Source organism: Burkholderia sp. BCC1998 (assembly GCF_905339875.1).
Classification (GTDB): Bacteria; Pseudomonadota; Gammaproteobacteria; order Burkholderiales; family Burkholderiaceae; genus Burkholderia.
Map to the genome: position 1 here is coordinate 589,390 of NZ_CAJPHE010000002.1, position 17,642 is coordinate 607,031.

18 protein-coding genes are annotated in these 17,642 nt (G+C 69.9%); 5 read left to right on the top strand and 13 right to left on the bottom strand.

Translation table 11 applies throughout. The annotated features are described in order from the left end of the window. The first annotated feature begins 121 nt into the window (after nt 1-121). The 3 genes from U5A56_RS05930 (at nt 122) to U5A56_RS05940 (ending at nt 3,583) form a co-directional block, all read left to right on the top strand. Entirely contained in the window at nt 122-1,585 is a 1,464-nt protein-coding gene (locus U5A56_RS05930; RefSeq protein WP_321921338.1) for a metallophosphoesterase family protein, read from the top strand. Between the two features lie 320 nt (nt 1,586-1,905). Further along, nucleotides 1,906-3,210, top strand: a complete 1,305-nt coding sequence (locus tag U5A56_RS05935; RefSeq protein ID WP_321921340.1) for a cytochrome-c peroxidase — start codon at nt 1,906-1,908, stop codon at nt 3,208-3,210. A gap of 97 nt (nt 3,211-3,307) precedes the next feature. Then, nucleotides 3,308-3,583, top strand: a complete 276-nt coding sequence (locus U5A56_RS05940; protein ID WP_321921342.1) for a hypothetical protein — start codon at nt 3,308-3,310, stop codon at nt 3,581-3,583. Between the two features lie 144 nt (nt 3,584-3,727). On the opposite strand, the gene U5A56_RS05945 is transcribed toward U5A56_RS05940, so the two are convergent. Next, nucleotides 3,728-5,212: a PLP-dependent aminotransferase family protein gene (locus U5A56_RS05945; RefSeq protein WP_321921344.1), complete on the bottom strand. Its 1,485-nt coding sequence runs from the start codon at nt 5,210-5,212 to the stop codon at nt 3,728-3,730. 203 nt (nt 5,213-5,415) lie between these two features. Between U5A56_RS05945 and U5A56_RS05950 the strand changes: the two genes are divergently transcribed. Beyond that, complete coding sequence (locus tag U5A56_RS05950) at nt 5,416-5,766, top strand: hypothetical protein (RefSeq protein ID WP_124485012.1); 351 nt, start codon at nt 5,416-5,418, stop codon at nt 5,764-5,766. 218 nt (nt 5,767-5,984) lie between these two features. Here the strand turns inward: U5A56_RS05950 and U5A56_RS05955 are convergent, their stop codons facing one another. The 8 genes from U5A56_RS05955 to gtdA all read right to left on the bottom strand — a co-directional run bounded on the left by U5A56_RS05955 (nt 5,985) and on the right by gtdA (nt 12,479). Beyond that, entirely contained in the window at nt 5,985-6,407 is a 423-nt protein-coding gene (locus U5A56_RS05955) for a DUF6691 family protein (protein ID WP_044842895.1), read from the bottom strand. A 1-nt stretch (nt 6,408) separates the two neighbouring features. Further along, nucleotides 6,409-6,843 (bottom strand): YeeE/YedE family protein, encoded by a 435-nt coding sequence (locus U5A56_RS05960; RefSeq protein ID WP_321921345.1) that lies wholly within the window; start codon nt 6,841-6,843, stop codon nt 6,409-6,411. Then, nucleotides 6,833-7,183: an ArsR/SmtB family transcription factor gene (locus U5A56_RS05965; RefSeq protein WP_044842893.1), complete on the bottom strand. Its 351-nt coding sequence runs from the start codon at nt 7,181-7,183 to the stop codon at nt 6,833-6,835. Before U5A56_RS05965 ends, U5A56_RS05960 begins: the two co-directional genes overlap by 11 nt. Before the next feature lie 131 nt (nt 7,184-7,314). Further along, nucleotides 7,315-8,676: an aromatic acid/H+ symport family MFS transporter gene (locus U5A56_RS05970; RefSeq protein ID WP_321921346.1), complete on the bottom strand. Its 1,362-nt coding sequence runs from the start codon at nt 8,674-8,676 to the stop codon at nt 7,315-7,317. A 76-nt stretch (nt 8,677-8,752) separates the two neighbouring features. Beyond that, nucleotides 8,753-9,961 (bottom strand): 3-hydroxybenzoate 6-monooxygenase, encoded by a 1,209-nt coding sequence (locus U5A56_RS05975; protein ID WP_321921348.1) that lies wholly within the window; start codon nt 9,959-9,961, stop codon nt 8,753-8,755. 19 nt (nt 9,962-9,980) lie between these two features. Further along, entirely contained in the window at nt 9,981-10,622 is a 642-nt protein-coding gene (gene maiA, locus U5A56_RS05980) for a maleylacetoacetate isomerase (RefSeq protein WP_124891568.1), read from the bottom strand. A 32-nt stretch (nt 10,623-10,654) separates the two neighbouring features. Beyond that, nucleotides 10,655-11,353 (bottom strand): fumarylacetoacetate hydrolase family protein, encoded by a 699-nt coding sequence (locus U5A56_RS05985; protein WP_321921350.1) that lies wholly within the window; start codon nt 11,351-11,353, stop codon nt 10,655-10,657. A gap of 79 nt (nt 11,354-11,432) precedes the next feature. Further along, on the bottom strand, nt 11,433-12,479 hold the full coding sequence (gtdA, locus tag U5A56_RS05990) for a gentisate 1,2-dioxygenase (protein WP_044842888.1): 1,047 nt from the start codon (nt 12,477-12,479) through the stop codon (nt 11,433-11,435). A gap of 164 nt (nt 12,480-12,643) precedes the next feature. Between gtdA and U5A56_RS05995 the strand changes: the two genes are divergently transcribed. Continuing rightward, nucleotides 12,644-13,588, top strand: a complete 945-nt coding sequence (locus tag U5A56_RS05995) for a LysR family transcriptional regulator (RefSeq protein ID WP_321921352.1) — start codon at nt 12,644-12,646, stop codon at nt 13,586-13,588. Nucleotides 13,589-13,633: 45 nt separating this feature from the next. Here the strand turns inward: U5A56_RS05995 and U5A56_RS06000 are convergent, their stop codons facing one another. From U5A56_RS06000 to U5A56_RS06015, 4 genes are all read right to left on the bottom strand, one after another. After that, nucleotides 13,634-14,923 (bottom strand): FAD/NAD(P)-binding oxidoreductase, encoded by a 1,290-nt coding sequence (locus U5A56_RS06000; protein WP_321921353.1) that lies wholly within the window; start codon nt 14,921-14,923, stop codon nt 13,634-13,636. Further along, complete coding sequence (locus U5A56_RS06005) at nt 14,920-15,153, bottom strand: 2Fe-2S iron-sulfur cluster-binding protein (RefSeq protein ID WP_011658575.1); 234 nt, start codon at nt 15,151-15,153, stop codon at nt 14,920-14,922. The genes U5A56_RS06000 and U5A56_RS06005 overlap by 4 nt, the downstream gene beginning before the upstream one ends. A 109-nt stretch (nt 15,154-15,262) precedes the next feature. Further along, nucleotides 15,263-16,390, bottom strand: a complete 1,128-nt coding sequence (locus U5A56_RS06010) for an NAD(P)/FAD-dependent oxidoreductase (RefSeq protein ID WP_044842885.1) — start codon at nt 16,388-16,390, stop codon at nt 15,263-15,265. Then, a complete protein-coding gene (locus U5A56_RS06015) occupies nt 16,387-17,319 on the bottom strand; it encodes a 4-hydroxyproline epimerase (RefSeq protein ID WP_321921420.1) in 933 nt (310 codons plus the stop codon). Before U5A56_RS06015 ends, U5A56_RS06010 begins: the two co-directional genes overlap by 4 nt. Between the last annotated feature and the right edge of the window lie 323 nt (nt 17,320-17,642).

The window sequence follows — 17,642 nt, forward strand, 5'->3', positions numbered from 1 at the left end:
GGCTTGAGGTCAAGGCCGCGACCGCGGCACGACTCGCGCGCCGGCCGGCCGTCGGACTCCGCCCTTCACATTTCTTACACTCGCGCTGCGTATCGTTGACGACTTTCCTACGGTGCCTCTCATGCGACGACTCCTCCCGCGCGCACTGCTCGCGCGCTGCGCTCCGCTTGTTGCCCTCGCGGCGCTGTCCGCGTGCTCGAATCACATCGATACGCCCGCCGATCCGGCCAGTGCCGCGATCAACCTCCAAGCCGCGTGGGTCGAGATCGGCGACGCGAACCAGGCGATCGCACGCGTGATCACGAGCTACAGCCCCGCATCCGCGAGCGATCCGCTGTGCCCGCAACTGTCCGTCGACGGCAAGCTGTCGCGCATGACGCTGCGCGCCGGCGCCGCGACCGTCGCGCAGCGTCCGACGGCGAGCGCCGCGGCCGACTCGAAACCGTCGAGTTTCCCGGTGTCGGTCTGCGAAGCGGCGCTGCCGGCCGATGCGCAAGCGGCGAGCGTCGCGGGCCGCGCGCTGCCGCTGCCGAAAGCGCAGCCGCAGCGCATCGCGATCATCGCCGACACCGGCTGCCGGATGAAGAAGGCCGACAACGCATGGCAGGCGTGCAACGACGCGACGGTCTGGCCGTTCGACACGATCGCGGCGAGCGTCGCGAAGCTGTCGCCAGACCTCGTGCTGCACGTCGGCGACTATCACTACCGCGAAAACGCGTGCCCGCCCGACATCGCCGGCTGCAAGGACAGCCCGTGGGGCTATGGCTGGGATGCGTGGCAGGCCGACCTGTTCCGCCCGGCCGCGCCGCTGTTCGCGAAAGCGCCGTGGGTCGTCGTGCGCGGCAACCACGAGGAATGCGCACGGGCCGGCCAGGGCTGGTACCGCTTCCTCGATCCGCGCCCGTATTCGGCGGCCCGTTCGTGCGACGATCCGGCCAACGACGACGACGCGAACTACTCGGATCCCTATGCGGTATCGCTCGGCGGCGGTACGCAGGTGATCGTGTTCGACACCGCGAAGGTCGGCCGCAATCCGCTGAAGACGACCGACGCGCAATTCCGCATCTACCAGAAGCAGTTCCAGACGGTCGCGTCGCTCGCGTCGAAGGCCGGCATGTCGACGACGATCTTCACGAACCATCATCCGATCCTCGCGTTCGCACCGATCGCCGGCAGCACGCCCGCGCCGGGCAACCTCGCGCTGCAGTCGGTGATGGCGAGCCTGAACGCGCAGGCGTACTACCCGCCCGGCATCCACGTCGCGCTGCACGGGCACGTGCACGACTTCCAGGCGATCAACTTCTCGTCCGGGCATCCGGCGACGATCGTGTCCGGCAACGGCGGCGACAACCTCGACGTCGCGCTGCCCGACCCGTTCCCCGCCGGCCTGACGCCGGCGCCGGGCGCCGTGATCGAACGGCTGTCGCACAACAACAGCTTCGGTTTCCTGATCATGGAGCGACGCGCGGCGCCGGCGACGGGCTGGGTGTTCCATGCGTATTCGGCGGCGGGCAAGCTGCTCGCGTCGTGCGACCAGTCGGGCAACACGCTCGCATGCGACAAGACGGGGTTCATCGCGCCGTGAGTGATGAAGTTCGATTGCATGGCGGTTTGATGGATTCTGCGGATTCGGTGGATTCGGTGGATTCGGTGGATTCGGTGAATCCGGCGGATTCGGCGGATTCGGCGGATTCGGCGTGTTCGGCGTGTTCGGCGTGTTCGGCGTGTTCGGCGTGTTCGGCGTGTTCGGCGTGTTCGGCGTGTTCGGCGGATGCGGCCGGCTGCCGGGGACGAACGGCTGGATCGCGAAGGCAGCCGATTCCTTCGGTCGCCCTCGCCGGGCGTTCGGCGTCCGCCGCGGTTCCGGCCGCCGGCGGAGGGGCGGTACGCGCCCTTGCCGCCGCCGTGCTCGCCGGAGCGGCGCTCGCGGCCCACGGCGCACCTGCCGAAACGACCCTGCTCCCCGGCGCGCCGCCTGCGCGCGTCGTCGGCACGATCGGCACCGGTACGCCGCAGGTGACCGACAAGGTCGACGCGGCCACCGCCCGTTTCGCGCCCGACCCGACGCTCGTTGCGCTGGGCCGCCGGATCTTCTTCGATCCGCGGCTGTCCGAGCCGCGCGGCACGTCGTGCGCGGGCTGCCACGATCCGGGGCGCGCGTTCGCGCCGACCTTGTCGGCCGCTTCGCTCGCGGGGCCGGGCGTGCCGGAAGGCAGCCGCCACGGGCGCTTCAGCCAGCGCAACGCGCCATCGCTGCTCTACGTGCGCTACGTGCCGCGCCGCCACTTCTACCAGGACGACGACGCGCCCGCGCCGTCGCCGTTCGGCGGCCTGTTCAGCGACGGCCGTGCGGACACGCTCGCCGAACAGATCCGCGGGCCGTTGTTCGACCCGAACGAGATGAACAACCGGTCGCCGGCCGCGCTGCTGCGCAAGGTCGACGGCACCGAACTGGCGGGCGATCTCGCCGCGCGCTTCGGCACGTCGGTGCGGCGCGATCCCGAGCAACTGGTGCGGGCGCTCGGCTCGGCCGTCGAGGCCTATCTGCAGAGCGACGAGATGGCGCCGTTCACGTCGCGCTTCGATGCATTCCTGCGCACGCGCAAGCCGCTCGCGCCGGCCGAGATGCGCGGCCTGGCGCTGTTCCGCAATCCCGACAAGGGCAATTGCATGAGCTGCCATACGCTGTCGGAAACGTCGAGCCGGCCGGAGCGCTCGCTCTTCACCGATTTCGGCTACGACGCGATCGCGGTGCCGCGCAACCGCGCGCTGCCCGCGAACCGCGATCCGCGCCATTTCGACAACGGTCTGTGCGATACGGCTGCGCGGCTGCGCTGGCCCGAGCCGACGCAATGGTGCGGCTACCTGCGCACGCCGGGACTGCGCAACGTCGCGGTCAAGCAGACGTTCATGCACAACGGCGTGTTCACGACGCTGCGCGACGCGGTCGCGTTCTACAACACGCGCTCGACCGACCCTGGCCGCTGGTATCACGGCGCCCGGACGTTCGACGACGTGCCGGCCGCCTATCGCGGCAACATCAACGTCAATTCGACGCCGATGAACCGCCGGCCCGGCACGCCGCCCGCGCTGACCGACGCGGAAATCGACGACATCGTCGCGTTCCTCGGCACGCTGACCGACGCACGCTACGCGAATCCCGTCCCGCCCGCCGCCCGGATCGCCCGCACCGCCACGCCGGCGCGTTGACCCTGGCCGAACGGCCAGGCGCGTGCGCATCCGCTTGCGGCCGCCGCAAACACTGGTTATATTTACAGTACTGTATTTATGAACAGTGAGGTGCGCGATGGAACATCTGGTCCGTATCGTCAACGACACCGATCGCCAAGTGCTGGCATGGCTGCGTGCGCAGGTGGGCGACGCCCGCGTCGAGCGTGCGGCGCGCCAGCTCGGGCATACGCGAAAGCCCTTTCCGTCGGCGGTATGCCGGTATCTGGGCATGAGCGCGCCGGCCACGCTGCGCCCGGCGGAGCGGCCGCGTGCCGCACGCGACTTCTCGGTCGGAGATCGCTATCTGTCGCTGATCCGTCAGCACCTCGCCGCGCGTGCGGTCAGCCGATGAAATCGCCGAAATCGTATCGTCGGCGCGTCGCCGCGCGGCGGCCGGCCGCGGAGAATGCGGCGAGCCGGATCGGCCGGCCCGTGCCCTCGTCACGACCGCCGAGCCCGGTAGCCAACGCGCCGGCCCGGCCGACACCCGCCCTGCTCACGCAGCGGCCGCCGCGTCGCGTATCAACTGGCCGAGCGTTTCGATTGCCGCTTCATGTGCCGTGTCGAACACCCGCGTGCAGGCAAGCCGGATATACGCGTCAAAGCGGTCGGAATTCGAGAAGATCGCGCCTGGCGCGATCCTTACCCCGCGTGCGAGCGCGGCATCGAACAAGGCTTCGGAACGCACGCCGTCGGGCAGCGCGATCCACAGCAGCATGCCGCCGGGCGGCCGGTTCATCCGCGTGCCGGCGGGAAAATGGCGCGCGATCGCATCGATCGTCACATCGCGCTGCACGCGAAGCTGTTCGCGAAACCGGTGCAGGTGGCGGTCGAACGCACCCGAGCCGACGAATTCGGCCGCGACGGCCTGCAGCAACGCGGCGTTGTGCCGGCTTTGCGCGAACTTGAGCATCTTCACGCGCGCGTGCCAGCGGCCCGCGCTCATCCAGCCGAGCCGCATTCCGGGCGCCAGCACCTTGTTGAGCGACGGGCAATAGATCACCGTGCCGTCGCGATCCCATGCCTTCACGGGTTTTACCGCGTGCGGCGCTTCCACGAGTTCGCGATACGGCTCGTCCTCGATCACGGCCACGCCGTGACGCGAGCACAGCGCGACCAGCGCGGCCTTGCGTTCGTCGGGCATCACGCTGCCGAGCGGGTTCTGCAGATTCGGCACGACGACCACGGCCCGAATATCCGGGTACGCGGACAGCGCCACGTCGAGCGCTTCGATCGACAACCCGGTCGTCGGGCTGGCCGGAATCTCGAGCGCGCGCAGGCCGAGGCTTTCGAGCAGCTGGATCAAGCCGAAAAAGGCCGGCGATTCGATCGCGATCGTGTCGCCGGGGCGCGCCACCGCGCGCAACGCGAGATTCACGGCATCGACGCCGCCGCTCGTCGACATCACGTCGTCCGGCGACACGGTCACGCCGTACGACAACGCGCGTTTGGCCATCGTTTGCCGGAATTCGGCCGAACCGCCAACCGGCCCCGCGTCGGTCAGCAGCGTCGGCTTGCGCCGTAGCAGCCGGATCGCCAGCGCCTGCAGGCGCTCGGCCGGGTACAGCGTCGCCAGCGCGGATGCGCCACCGAGATTCAGCGCGTCGGGCCTCGCATTCGCGCGATCGATCACGCGCGACACGCGTTCGTGCAGCCCCGCGAACGGCGGCTCGACGCTCAGCGGCTGCCCGTCGCTTTCCGGCAGCGTGTCGAGCGCGGCCGCCGCGCGCCGGCGCACGAAGTAGCCCGAGCGCGGCCTGGCTTCGCACCAGCCCGTGTCCTCGAGCCGCCGGAAGGCCTGGGTCGCGGTCGACAGGCTCACGCCGTGCTGCGCCATGAACGCACGCACGGACGGCATCCGGTCGCCGGGCGACAGCGTGCCGGCCGCGATGATGCGGCGGTAATGCTCGGCGAGCCGTTCGTAAAGCGGCTCGCCGGCCATCGGCAAAGTCATGCGGGATGGATCGGTGATGGGCGTCATGCAGGCCATCCTGCCCGCGCGCCCGGGCGCACGCCAGATACAGATTCCGGGGAAACCCACCGATACAGCAACATGAAAGCGCCGTCTGCACCGTAACAGATACGCGTCCCCTGAATCTGTCCTGCCCGCACGCGTTTCCTTAACCTGATTGCACGCTGTCGCCCTGCCATCGCCGGGCCGCGCAACCGGGAAAAGGACACGCCATGCGGACGCACGACATCCGGCTCGACGCCGGGCAAAGCCACTTTGCGTGGTTCGACAAGGGCAGCCGCGTCATCGTGCTCGACGGCGCGCTCGCGGTCACGTTACGTCACGGCGGGCTCGACTGGCTGCCCGATGCGCCGCAATACGTTCGCCGCGTGCTCGACGAGGGCGAATGCCTGACGATCGAGACGGCCGGTCACGTGGCATTGTCCGCCGGCGGCGCCGGGCCGGTTGCCGCGACCGTCGCGGCGCCCGTGGCCAGGCCCGGCGTGTTCGCGGTGTGGCGTGCGTGGCTGCAGCGGGCGTCCGCGCGGCTGCTCGGCGAGCGGCATGTGCGCGAGCAGTCCTGACGCGGCGGCTACACGCCGTCGCCGGTGTCGCCACGCGATCACCGTGTCGCTCCACCCGGCGACGAATTCGAGCCCGACCGCGCGACGCCTACACGCCGTCGCCGTTGTCGCCGCACGATCACCGTGTCGCTCCCCGGCGACGAATTCCAGCCTTGCCGGCGCCCTCGCCGGGCCGATTCGGCCACGCCGACAACCTCGGCCGCAGCAGCCGCGCGTTGCTACCGCACCTTCCGCGCGCGCTCGATCCATTCGAACAATGCCATCCCGGCCAGCATCGCGCCGACGAACGCGATGCCCTTCACCGACCCGAGCCCGATCGACACGATCGCCGGCCCCGGGCAGAACCCGGCAAGCCCCCAGCCGATGCCGAACACGGCGCTGCCGGCGACGAGGCGCACGGTAATCGTCCGCACGGCCGGCCACTGGATCGGCAGGCCGAGCAACGACCGCGTCCGGTGCTTCGCCCATGCGAACGCGAACACGGCGACGCCGATCGCGCCGGCCATCACGAATGCGAGCGACGGATCCCAGCGGCCGGCCAGGTCGAGAAAGCCGAGCACCTTCTGCGGGTTGGCCATCCCCGACACGATGAGGCCGACGCCGAACACCAGCCCCGCGAGAAACGCGAATCCTGCCTGCATGTCAGCCCCCGAGCACGTGCCGTTGCACGAATACGGTCGCGAAGCCCGCGACCATGAAGACCGCCGTCGCGACGATCGAGCGCGTCGCGCCGCGCGACAGCCCGCAGACGCCGTGACCGCTCGTGCATCCGCCCGCATAGCGCGTGCCGATCCCGACCAGCAGGCCGGCCGCCAGCAACTCGCCCCAGCCTGCATCGACCTGCGGCGTCACGGCGGCACCGGCGACACGCATCAGCAGCGGCGCGGCGATCAGCCCGGCGACGAACGCGGCACGCCAGCCGCGCTCCGCCGCACCGGCCGTAAACAGGCTGCCGACGATACCGCTGATTCCGGCGATCCGCCCGTTGAACGCCATGAGCCACGCGGCCGCAAACCCGATCAGCACGCCACCGGCAAGCGACAGCCACGGCGTGAAATGAAGCGCATCAAGCTGCATCGCGCGTCCCCTTCGCGGCCGGGCCGCAGAACTGTTCGTACAGCACGCCCATCACCGCGATCGCAGCCGGGCTGTCGAGCGAGTAGTGGATGTTCTTGCCTTCGCGGCGCGTGCGGACGAGCGCGTTGTCCCGCAACACGCCGAGCTGCTGCGACAGAGTCGGCTGGCGAATATCCAGCCGCGCCTCGAGATCGCTCACGCAGCGTTCGCCCTGCGACAGTTCGCACAGCAGCAGCAGCCGGTCGGGATTGGACAGCACCTTGAGCAGCGCGCACGCCGATTCGGCGGCGGCGCGCATCTGATCGGGCTCGGGCAGCCCGGTGGAAGGGTCGGCGTTCATGAGGGCGATCGCGTTCGATTAACGAATAGATATTATATATATTTATATATCGTTGACTCGTACTTTCGGTCGGCGCCATCAGAAATCAGAAAAAAGGAAAGCGCCGTCTGCGACGCCCACCCCCGCCTCCGCTACGCCTGCTCGCCGGCAAGCGCATCGGCTGCCGCCGCGCGCTTCTCGCCGCCCCGTACCGCGCCCAGCACCAGCACCGCGATCCCGGCGATCACGCATGGCACCGCGACGAATGCGAAGGCGATCGGCAACGGCAGCCCCGTCGCGAGCATCGCCCCGCCCGCCATCGAACCGACGACCGACCCGCCGCGGCCGATCCCGTTCGCCCAGCTCACGCCCGTGGTCCGGCACTCGGTCGGGTAGAACGCGGCCGACAGCGCGTTCGCGCCGACCTGCGAGCCCGACACGCAAAAGCCCGCGGCGAACACGACCAGCGCGGCGCCCGCCGGCGACGCGGCCAGCACGCCGATCGCCGCGACGAACACGCCGGCCGCCGCATAGCTGCATGCCAACACGCGATGCGGATCGAAGCGGTCCATCAGCCCGCCGAGCACGATCGCGCCGAGCGTGCCACCGACCTGGAACATCGCGGTCACGCGCGCGGCCGTCTGCAACGTCGCGCCGGTCGTGCGCAACAGCGTCGGCAGCCAGCTCGACAACAGGTAGATGACGAGCAGGCTCATGAAGAACGTGAGCCACAGCAGCAGCGTGCCGCGCAGCAGGTCGGCGCCGAACAGGCGGCCGAGCGGCGAAGCGGCCGGCTTGCCGCGCGGTGCAATGAACGACGCGTGCGCGAGATGCGGGTCCGGTGCGATGCGTGCGAGCATCGCCGCGACCCGTTCGCGCGCCGCGCCGGTGTTGACGAGGTAGCGCACCGATTCGGGCAAGCGCCATGCGAGCACCGGCAGAAGCAGCAGCGGCGCGGCACCGCCGACGACGAGCACCGCGCGCCAGCCGTCGCGTTCGATGAGCGACGCGGCCGCGAGTCCGCCGAGCGCGGAGCCGATCGTGAAGCCGCAGAACATCGTCGTCACGAGCAGCGAGCGCCGCCGCGCGGGGCAATACTCGGACGTCAGCGTGATCGCGTTCGGCATCGCGCCGCCAAGCCCGAGGCCCGTCACGAAGCGCCACGCGATCAGTTCGGTCAGTCCGCCCGCGCTCGCCGACGCCGCACTCGCGATGCCGAAACACGCGACACAGGCAAGCAGCAGGCGCTTGCGGCCGAACCGGTCGCCGAACGGCCCGAACACGAGCGCACCGGCCATCAGCCCGGCGAGCCCGGCGCCGAACACCGGCGCGAGCTGCGCGGGCGACAGGCCCCATTCCGCGCGAATGACGGGGGCGATGAACCCGATCGATGCCGTGTCGAAACCGTCGATCGCGACGATCAGGAAGCACAGCACGACGATCGCGGCCTGAAACGGCGCAACGCGATGCCGGTCGATCCATTCGCTGACGTCGATGGACAGCGTATCGGCCATGATGATGTCTCCTCCATGAAGGCGGTCGCGCGCGATGTCGTTGAAATGCGCGCCGCCGGATGCAAACCGAAATGGGTCAGGCAACGGATTTCAGGCAATCCTCCGCGCGCCAGCCGTGCAGCCAGTCGAGCGAATCGTAGAACTGCGCCTGCGTGCGTCCGACCCACAGCGCGTTGCGCACCTGCCGCTCGACGCCCTTCGCGTGATAGATCCGCCCCATCTCGCGCGCCGAATACAGCACGCGCGCGGTGCGCGGAATCCGCACGCGCTCGTACAGCGCGAACGCGGCCTCGAAGTCGCCGTCGGTCTGCGCGACGGCCGCGCCGAGCGTCACCGCATCCTCGAGCGCCTGGCACGCGCCCTGCGCGAGGTATTGCGTCATCGGATGGGCAGCGTCGCCGAGCACCGTCGCGCGGCCCGCACTCCAGCGCTCGACCGGGTCGCGGTCGGCGGTCGCCCAGCGCTTCCACGACGTCGGCCGGTCGAGCATCTGCTTCGGCAGCGGATGGACGCCGTCGAAGTACGACAGCACTTCCTCCTTGCTGCCGTCGCGCACGCCCCAGGTTTCCTGCTCGCGGCTGTGGAACGTGACGACGAGGTTGTACTGCCGGCCGCCGCGCAGCGGATAGTGGACGAGATGGCAATGCGGGCCGGCCCAGACGACCGGTGCATTGATCTGTAGATCCTTCGGCATGTTGTCGACGTCGACGACCGCGCGATACACGACGTGCCCCGTCACGCGATGCGCGTCGCCGATCAGCGCGTGACGGATCGCGGACTTCACGCCGTCGCAGCCGATCACCGCATCGGCGCGATAACGCTCGCCGTGCTGGTCGATCACGGTCACGCCGTGGTCATCCTGCTCGAACCCGCACACCTGCGTGCTGGTCCGGAACTCGATCAGCGGATGATCCTTGACCGCCTCGTAGATCGACAAGTGGATGTCCGCGCGATGGATCACCGCATACGGGTTGCCGAAGCGTTCGCGATACGCGGCGCCCGTATCGATGCACGCGACTTCCCGCGCATCGACCGCATCCATCAGTTGCAGCCGGTCGGTAAACACCGCCCGGTCGCGCGCGGCCTCGCCGACACCCAGCGCGTCGAGCGCGTTGAACGCGTTTGCGGCGAGCTGGATGCCCGCGCCGATCTCGCCGATTTGCGCGGCCTGCTCGAGCAGCTTCACGCGAATGCCCTGGCGCGCGAGCGCCAGCGCCGCCGCGAGCCCGCCGATGCCGCCGCCGATCACGAGTACGCGTCGGCCTGTGTTGTGTGTCTCGCCCATGTCTGTCTCCTGCTTCGTGTTACGCGATGTAGTCCGGTTGCCGCTGCGGCTGCGCTGCGTCGAATGCCGGCTCGCGCCGTGCGTGTTCATGAATCGCCAGGCTGCGTGGATACGCGCTCAGGTCGCAATCCATCCGCAGCGCGTTCGCGACCTGCGGCACGAGGCATACGTCGGCGAGCGTCGGCGCCTCGCCGAAACACCACGGGCCCGTGTCCGCGCGCACGAGCAGACGCTCGACGCCGGCCATCCCTTCCGCGACCCAGTGCCGGTACCACGCACTCTTCTGCTGCGGCGTGACCTGCAGTTCGCTGTCGAGGTAGCGCAGCACCCGCAGGTTGTTGACCGGGTGGATGTCGCATGCGATCAGCGTCGCGAGTTCCAGCACGCGTGCGCGCTGCCGCGGTTCGAGCGGAATCAGCCGCGGCGCCGGATGAATCCGGTCGAGGTAGTCGATGATCGCGAGCGACTGGCCGAGACGGAAATCGCCGTCGACGAGCGCCGGCACCGACGCCGACGGATTCACCTGCGCGACGTAGCCGGCCTCGCGGTGCTCGCCCGTGCGGATGTTCACGGGCAGCGTGTCGTACGGCAGTCCTTTCAGCGCGAGCGCGATGCGCACCCGATAGGACGTCGAACTGTTGAAGAAGCTATGCAGTTGCACGATGTGACCTTTCGAGGAAAGCGAGGCGCGCGTCAGACCACGCGCACGGCCAGTTCGCCGAGCCGCTCGACGCCGACCTGCATCACGTCTCCCTTGACCACCGCGCCGACGCCTTCCGGCGTGCCGGTGAAGATCACGTCGCCCGGTTCGAGGCGGAAGAACTTCGACAGGTCGGCGACCGTTTCCGCGACCGACCAGATCAGGTGCGACACGTCGCTCTTCTGCTTCGTCGCGCCGTTGACCGTCAGCCACAGGCCGGCCTGCTCGAAATGACCGACTTCGCTCGCCGGATGCACGGGGCCGATCGGCGCGGAACGGTCGAACGCCTTGCCGATTTCCCACGGCCGGCCCATCTCGCGCATCTTCATCTGCAGGTCGCGGCGCGTCATGTCGAGGCCGACCGCATAACCCCACACGTGCTCGAGCGCACGCTCGAGCGGAATGTCGGCGCCGCCCTTGCCGATCACCGCGACGAGTTCGGCTTCGTAGTGATAGTTCTGCGTCTGCGACGGATACGCGAGATCGAGCGTTTCGCCGTAGGCGACCGGCACGATCGAATCGGCCGGCTTGCAGAAGAAGAACGGCGGTTCGCGATCGGGATCGAAGCCCATTTCGCGTGCATGGGCCGCGTAGTTGCGGCCGACGCAGTACACGCGGCGCACCGCGAAGCGGGCGTCGCTGCCGGCGACGGGAAGCGCGACCGGCGCTTCGGGCGGGAAAACATAAGTCATGAACGGCTCCAGCGTAGGCATGAAGGAAGGAACGCGCGCCGCATCGGCGGCGCACGCAACGCAGCGGGGAAAACCGGCGTCAGTCGCGCGCTTCGCGCAGCAGGTTCAGCGCGGACAGCACCGGCCGGTCGGAATAGCTGAACAGCACGCTGTCGGACGACGCCGACAGCCGCACCGGCGCCCACGACGGCGCGACGAAGATGTCGTGCGGCTCGAACGCGAACGCGTCGCCGCCGATGTGCGCGGTGCCGCTGCCTTCGACGACGCAGTAGATCGTCGCGTCGGTGCTGCGATACGTGCGGCCGTCGAAACCGGCCGGCAGGAACTGCATGAAGGTCGCGATCGTCGGCATCGGCCAGCCGCCCGTCGCCGGGTTCACGTAGCGCAGCTTCACGCCGTCCCACGCGTCGAGTTCGCCGTTGCGGTACAGCGCGTCGAGCGCGTCGCGGGTGCGCGCATACGGATAGCTGAACACCGGCGACGTCGGATCGCTCGCGCGATGCCGCACCGGCGCCATGTTGTGGCCGAAGCGCGCGAAGCTGTCGCCTTCCGCGCGGCTCACCGGCTGCTCGGCCGTCGGATGGTTTTCGGCGAAACCCGCGTCGAGGTTCGCGACGAGCGGAATGTCGAGCCCGTCGAGCCACACGACCGGCTCGCCGCCGTCTTCCACCGCCGGGTTGCCGTGGTCGTGCCACGCCCAGGACGGCGTGATGATGAAGTCGCCCGGATGCATCGTCGTGCGCTCGCCGTTCACCGCGGTCCATGCGCCCTTGCCTTCGACGATGAAGCGCAGCGCCGACTGCGTATGGCGGTGGCTCGGCGCGATCTCGCCGGGCAGGATCAGCTGCAGGCCTGCGTACAGGGTCGGCGTCATGCTCGACTTGCCGGGCAGGCCCGGGTTCTCCAGCACCAGCACGCGGCGCACGGCTTCTTCCGCGCTGATCACGCTGCCGGCCTGCATCACCAGGTCGCGCACCCGCGCGTACTTCCAGATCGCGGCCTGCGCGGCCGGCTGCGGCGTCTTCGGCACGAGGTTGTGCAGTGATTCCCACAACGGCGCGAGACGCTGCTCGGCGATCCGGGCGTAGTAATCGGCGCGCGACGTATCCGGGTGTCGGCTGGTCATGATGTCTCCTTGGGGCGGCCGATCGCGGTCGGCGCTGTGTCGGGTCGGGGACCGCGTGCCGCAGTCCGTTAGCGCATTTATATTCGACGCAGACATACCCGGTAAAATGGTGAAATCATCTAATCCATATTGATTCGGATATACCTTCCGATACGGAGCGTGCGATGGACTGGACCCACCGGCTGCGCTTGCGGCACCTGCAGGTCCTGCTGAGCCTGGCCAGCACGGGCAACCTGAGCCAGTCGGCGGCTGCGCTCGCGACCACCCAGCCGGCGCTGTCGAAATGGCTGAAGGAACTCGAGGAGGATGTCGGCCTGCCGCTGTTCGAGCGGCATGCGCGCGGCTTGCGGCCGACGGCCTACGGCGACGCGCTGATCGAGCATGCGCGCCGCGTGGAGGCGCAGCTCGACGTCGCGCGCGACGACATGGCCGCGCTGCGCGAAGGCGGCAGCGGCCTGGTCACGATCGGCACGTCGGGCGTCGCGGCCGCCGATACGGTGCCGCTCGCGGTATCGCAGTTGCTGAAGCGGATGCCGCGCGCGCGGGTGCGGCTCGCGGAGAGCACGATGAACCAGCTGATGCCGCAGCTCGCGCGCGGCGAGCTGGACATCGTCGTCGGCCGTTCAGGGTCCGCGTCCGTCGATCCGCACCTGCACGCCGAAGCGCTGTATGTCGATCCGGTGGTGTTCGTCGCGCGGCCCGATCACCCGCTCGTCGGCGCGGCATCCGTCGGCTGGGACGAGGTGCTGGCCTGCTCGTGGATCGTCTGGCCGCCCGGCACCCCCGTGCACAACGCGCTGCAGGTCGCGCTGACGGCCGCCGGGCGCGTGCAGCCGCCGCATTGCGTCGAATCGAATTCGTCGATCCTGAACCTCACGCTGCTGAACAACACCGACCTGCTCGGCGTCGCATCGCATCGTGCCGCGCGGCGCTTCGAGCAATTGAACGCGATCCGCATCCTGCCGATGCGGCTCGAGGGCCAGGGCGCGGTGTCGATCTACTGGCATCCGGACAGCGCGAAGCGCGCGGCCGTGGCCGCCGCGATCGAGTGCCTGCGTGCCTGTGCGGCGCCGCAGGTGGGCGGATGGGAGAAAGTGAAGGCGGAGTGAGCGACGCAGCGACCCGGCGCGAACCGGGCGCTGCGCCGTGGCGCATCAGGCGCCGTCGCAGGACGCGATGTCGTCCAGCATCAGCGTGCCGACCCGCGCGGGCACGAGCGGCGTGCGCGGCACCGGCGGCGTCCAGCCGAACAGCGCCTGCGCGGCCGCGCCGCACACGCGGCCCTGGCATGCGCCCATCCCGCAGCGCGTCTGCAGCTTCGCGGCCGTCCAGCCCGGCGCAGGCGCGGCCGCGTCTGCGACCGCGTCGAAGCGCACGTCCTCGCAACGGCACAGCAGCGTGTCGGGGCGCGCGAGCTTGCGGATCGGCTCGCGTATCGCGAAGCGCTCGCGCACCGCATCCGCGAACGCCTGCCAGTGCGCGCGCTGCGCAATCCGCTCGGCCAGCGGCGCCGTCTGCCCGGTGGCCGCGTAGCCGGCGATTTCGCCTTCGACCATCGCCAGTTCGCTGCCGCCGACACCCGTGCACTCGCCCGCCGCGAAACAGCCGTCGCGGCTCGTGCGCTGATGCGCGTCGACCACCACCGCGCCGTTTTCTATCCGGCAGCCGAGGTGGCTCGGCAGCACGGTGTTCGGCACGAGACCGAAGCCGCACGCGAGCCGGTCGCAGTCGACCTCGAACTCGCGCTCGCCCTGCCGGATCCGCACGCGTTCGAGCCGCTTGTCGCCGAACGCCTCGACGACGTAGGCATTGGGCCGGTAGGCGGCCGTGACGAGCTTCGCCGCCTGCGCGAGTTTCGACGGCCAGCGCCAAAGCCCCGCGCCGAAACCGGCCACGGCGCTCCACGCCGCCTGTTCGAGCACGTGCGACACCTGCGCGCCGGCCTGACGGGCCGTCGCCGCGCTCGCGAGCAGCAGCGGGCCGCTGCCGGCGATCACCGTGCGCTGCCCGCGCACGTCGAGGCCGTACTTGATCAGGGCCTGCAGGCCGCCCGCGCCGGTCACGCCCGGCAGCGTCCAGCCCGGGAACGGCAGCAGCAGCTCGCGCGCACCGCAACACACGATCAGCGTGTGGAATTCGAGCAGGAAGCCGCGCTCGTCGTCCTCGAGCAGCAGCGTGCCCGGCTGCGTTTCGGCCACGATGCGCGTGGCCGCGAGATGCGTGACGTTCGGCTGACGCAGCACGGCCAGGCGTTCCGCCGCGGCCGGCACCGGCGTCGCGGCCGCCGCCTGGCGCCAGATCTGCCCGCCCGCGCGCGGATTGTCGTCGACGATCGCGACCGTCGCGCCGCTTCGTGCGGCGGCCCGCGCCGCCGACAGCCCGGCCGGGCCCGCGCCGACGATCGCGACGTCGACGCTCAGTCGTTCCTGTTTCGCCGTGCTCATCGCGTGCGCTCCACCCGCATCCCGTCGCGGCACAGCGTCTGGCAAGCCAGGCGGCGGCGGCCGTCGATCGTCATCCTGCACTCCTGGCAGATGCCCATACCGCAAAACGGCGCGCGCGCCGCACCCGTGCACGACACGCGCGTCGTGTCGTCGCCGCTCGCCGCGACGGCGGCCGCGACGGTCGCACCGTCGGCCACCGTCAGCGCGCGGCCGTCCAGATGAATGATCATGTGAGCCTCCGGCGGGCCGCCCCCGCGGGGGGCGCCTTGCATGGGACCGGGGTAAGCGCTGAAGCGCCAACTCCGGTCGACGGCGAACGAAGTGTGCGTGGGGGTCGTTTCATGTCAGCGCTCCGGCTACGGGGGACGTCGTCAGGAAACGTCCCGGCAAATACGGTTCGATGTCGATGGGCGGCCGCTCGCCGGTCATCAATGCGGCGACGAGCCGCGCACTGCCCGGCGCGGTCGTCACGCCCAGCCCTTCGTGCCCGACCGCGAGCCATACGCCCGGCCGCGCCGGATGTTCGCCGAGCAGCGGCAGGCCGTCGGGGCTCGCGGAACGGAAACCCGTCCACGCGCGAATCCCGTTCAGGTCGGCCAGGTCGGGCAAATAGCCGACAGCGCGGCGCAGCATGCGCGCGAGGACCGGCGGCTCGATGCGCGCGTCCTCGGTATCGAACTGGCGCGACGAGCCGATCAGCAGCTGGCCGGTCGGCCGCGGCTGCACGTTGAACGCGACCGACGTGCCGTCGCTCGCGTGCGCGCTCGCCGCATAGCCGAGTTCGACGAGCTGGTGCGACACCCGGCCCGGGTAACGATCGGTGATCAGCAGATGCCCCTTCTTCGGGCGCAGCGGCAGCTCGGGCAACAGCGTGCGCGCGGCGACGCCGTTCGCGACGACAACGCGTTCCGCGCGCAGCGTGTCGCCGCTCGCGAGCGTCACGCTCGGACCATCGACCGCCACCGCGCGTTCGCGCCGCAACGTGATGCCCGGCGCGCGCTGCAGCAGCCAGCTCGCGGCGACGGGCGCATAGAGAATCGCGTCGCCGGGGATCTTCAGCGCGCCGCCGAGGCCCGCGCGCAGCATCGGCTCGAGTTGCGCGAGCGTCGCCGCGTCGATCAGTTCGCCCGCGACGCCATGTGCGGCGAGCGTCGCCTGCTTGGTGCGCGCGAGGTCCATCTCGCTGGAATCGGCCGCGAGCCACAGCGTGCCGCAGTTGCGGTACGCGCAGCCTTCCGGCATCTCGCCGGCAAGCGCGCGCCACAGCTCGATCGAGTAATGGCTCAGCGCGAGCTCCGCCGCGTTGTCGTCCATCGCGACGAGGTGCCCCATGCCGGCGCCGGTTGCACCTCCGCTCGCGTCGTCGACGACGAGCACGCGCAACCCGCGCTGCGCGAGTTCGTGCGCGCATGCCGCGCCGACGATGCCGGCGCCGATCACGACGACGTCGGTCCTGATTTCACTCACGACACGATGCCCCAGCCGAACGGATCGTCTTCCTCGATCAGCAGCGTCGCTTCCGCGCTCAGGTGCGCGCTGCCGCGGATCGTCGGCACGATGCCGCCGTCGGCCTGCGCATAGCTCGCCTGGAACACGCTGCCGATCACGCTCGCCTGCCGCCACACGACGCCCGGCTCGAGCTTGCCGTCGGCCGCGAGGCACGCGAGCTTCGCGCTCGTGCCGGTGCCGCACGGCGAGCGGTCGTACGCGTGGCCCGGGCACAGCACGAAGCTGCGGCTGTCGTGCTCGGGATCGTCAGCGAACAGTTCGATATGGTCGATCTCGCCGCCGTTCGCGCCGGTGATGCCCGCGCGTTCGAGCCCCGCGCGCACCGCGGATGAATAGGCGGTCAGCGCCGCAACGTTGTCGCCGGCCACGCGCTGGCCGTGATCGCTTATCAGGAAGAACCAGTTGCCGCCCCACGCGATGTCGCCCTTCACGGGGCCGTAGCCCGGCACGTCGACATCGACGGCCTTCGCGTGGCGATACGCGAGCACGTTGCGCACGCTGACCGACAGGTCGTCGTGCAGCGTCGCCTCCACAGTGCCGACCGGCGTTTCGATCCGGTGCACGCCCGGCTCGATGCGGCCCATGTGACGCAGCGTGCGCACGACGCCGATCGTGCCGTGCCCGCACATCCCGAGATAGCCGCTGTTGTTGAAGAAGATCACGCCGGCCGCCGCTTCCGGCGACACGGGCTCGCACAGCAGCGCGCCGACCAGCACGTCGCTGCCGCGCGGCTCGAGAATGCACGCGGTGCGATAGCGATCATGCTCGCGCGCGAGCACGTCGCGGCGCTCGGCCATCGTGCCGTTGCCGAGCGAGGGGAAACCGGACACGACGAGCCGCGTGGGTTCGCCGCCCGTGTGCGAATCGATGATCTGGATGCGCTTCATCATGAGCCGTCCGATGTGGGGAAAAGAGCATAGCTTCCTCCGTCGCGCGTCCGTCCGCTTGTGGCTTTTCGATAAGGACGGCGACGAAATCGGCACAGTGCGAAGCGCCCTTCGCGGCCCTTCCGGCCACTGTGCCGATTTCGTCATTTTGCTCCGCGATCCGGCTCAAGCGTGATGGGTGTTTGCACGGCGATACTGGTTGCACGTCGACACGCCTGTCGTCGACCGATACGAAGCAGGAGATTGCAGTGAGCCGAAACGCCATCCAGCGGACCGGAGTTTTCCCCGCCCTCAGCAACCGGTTCGCACCGGGCGCTTCCACC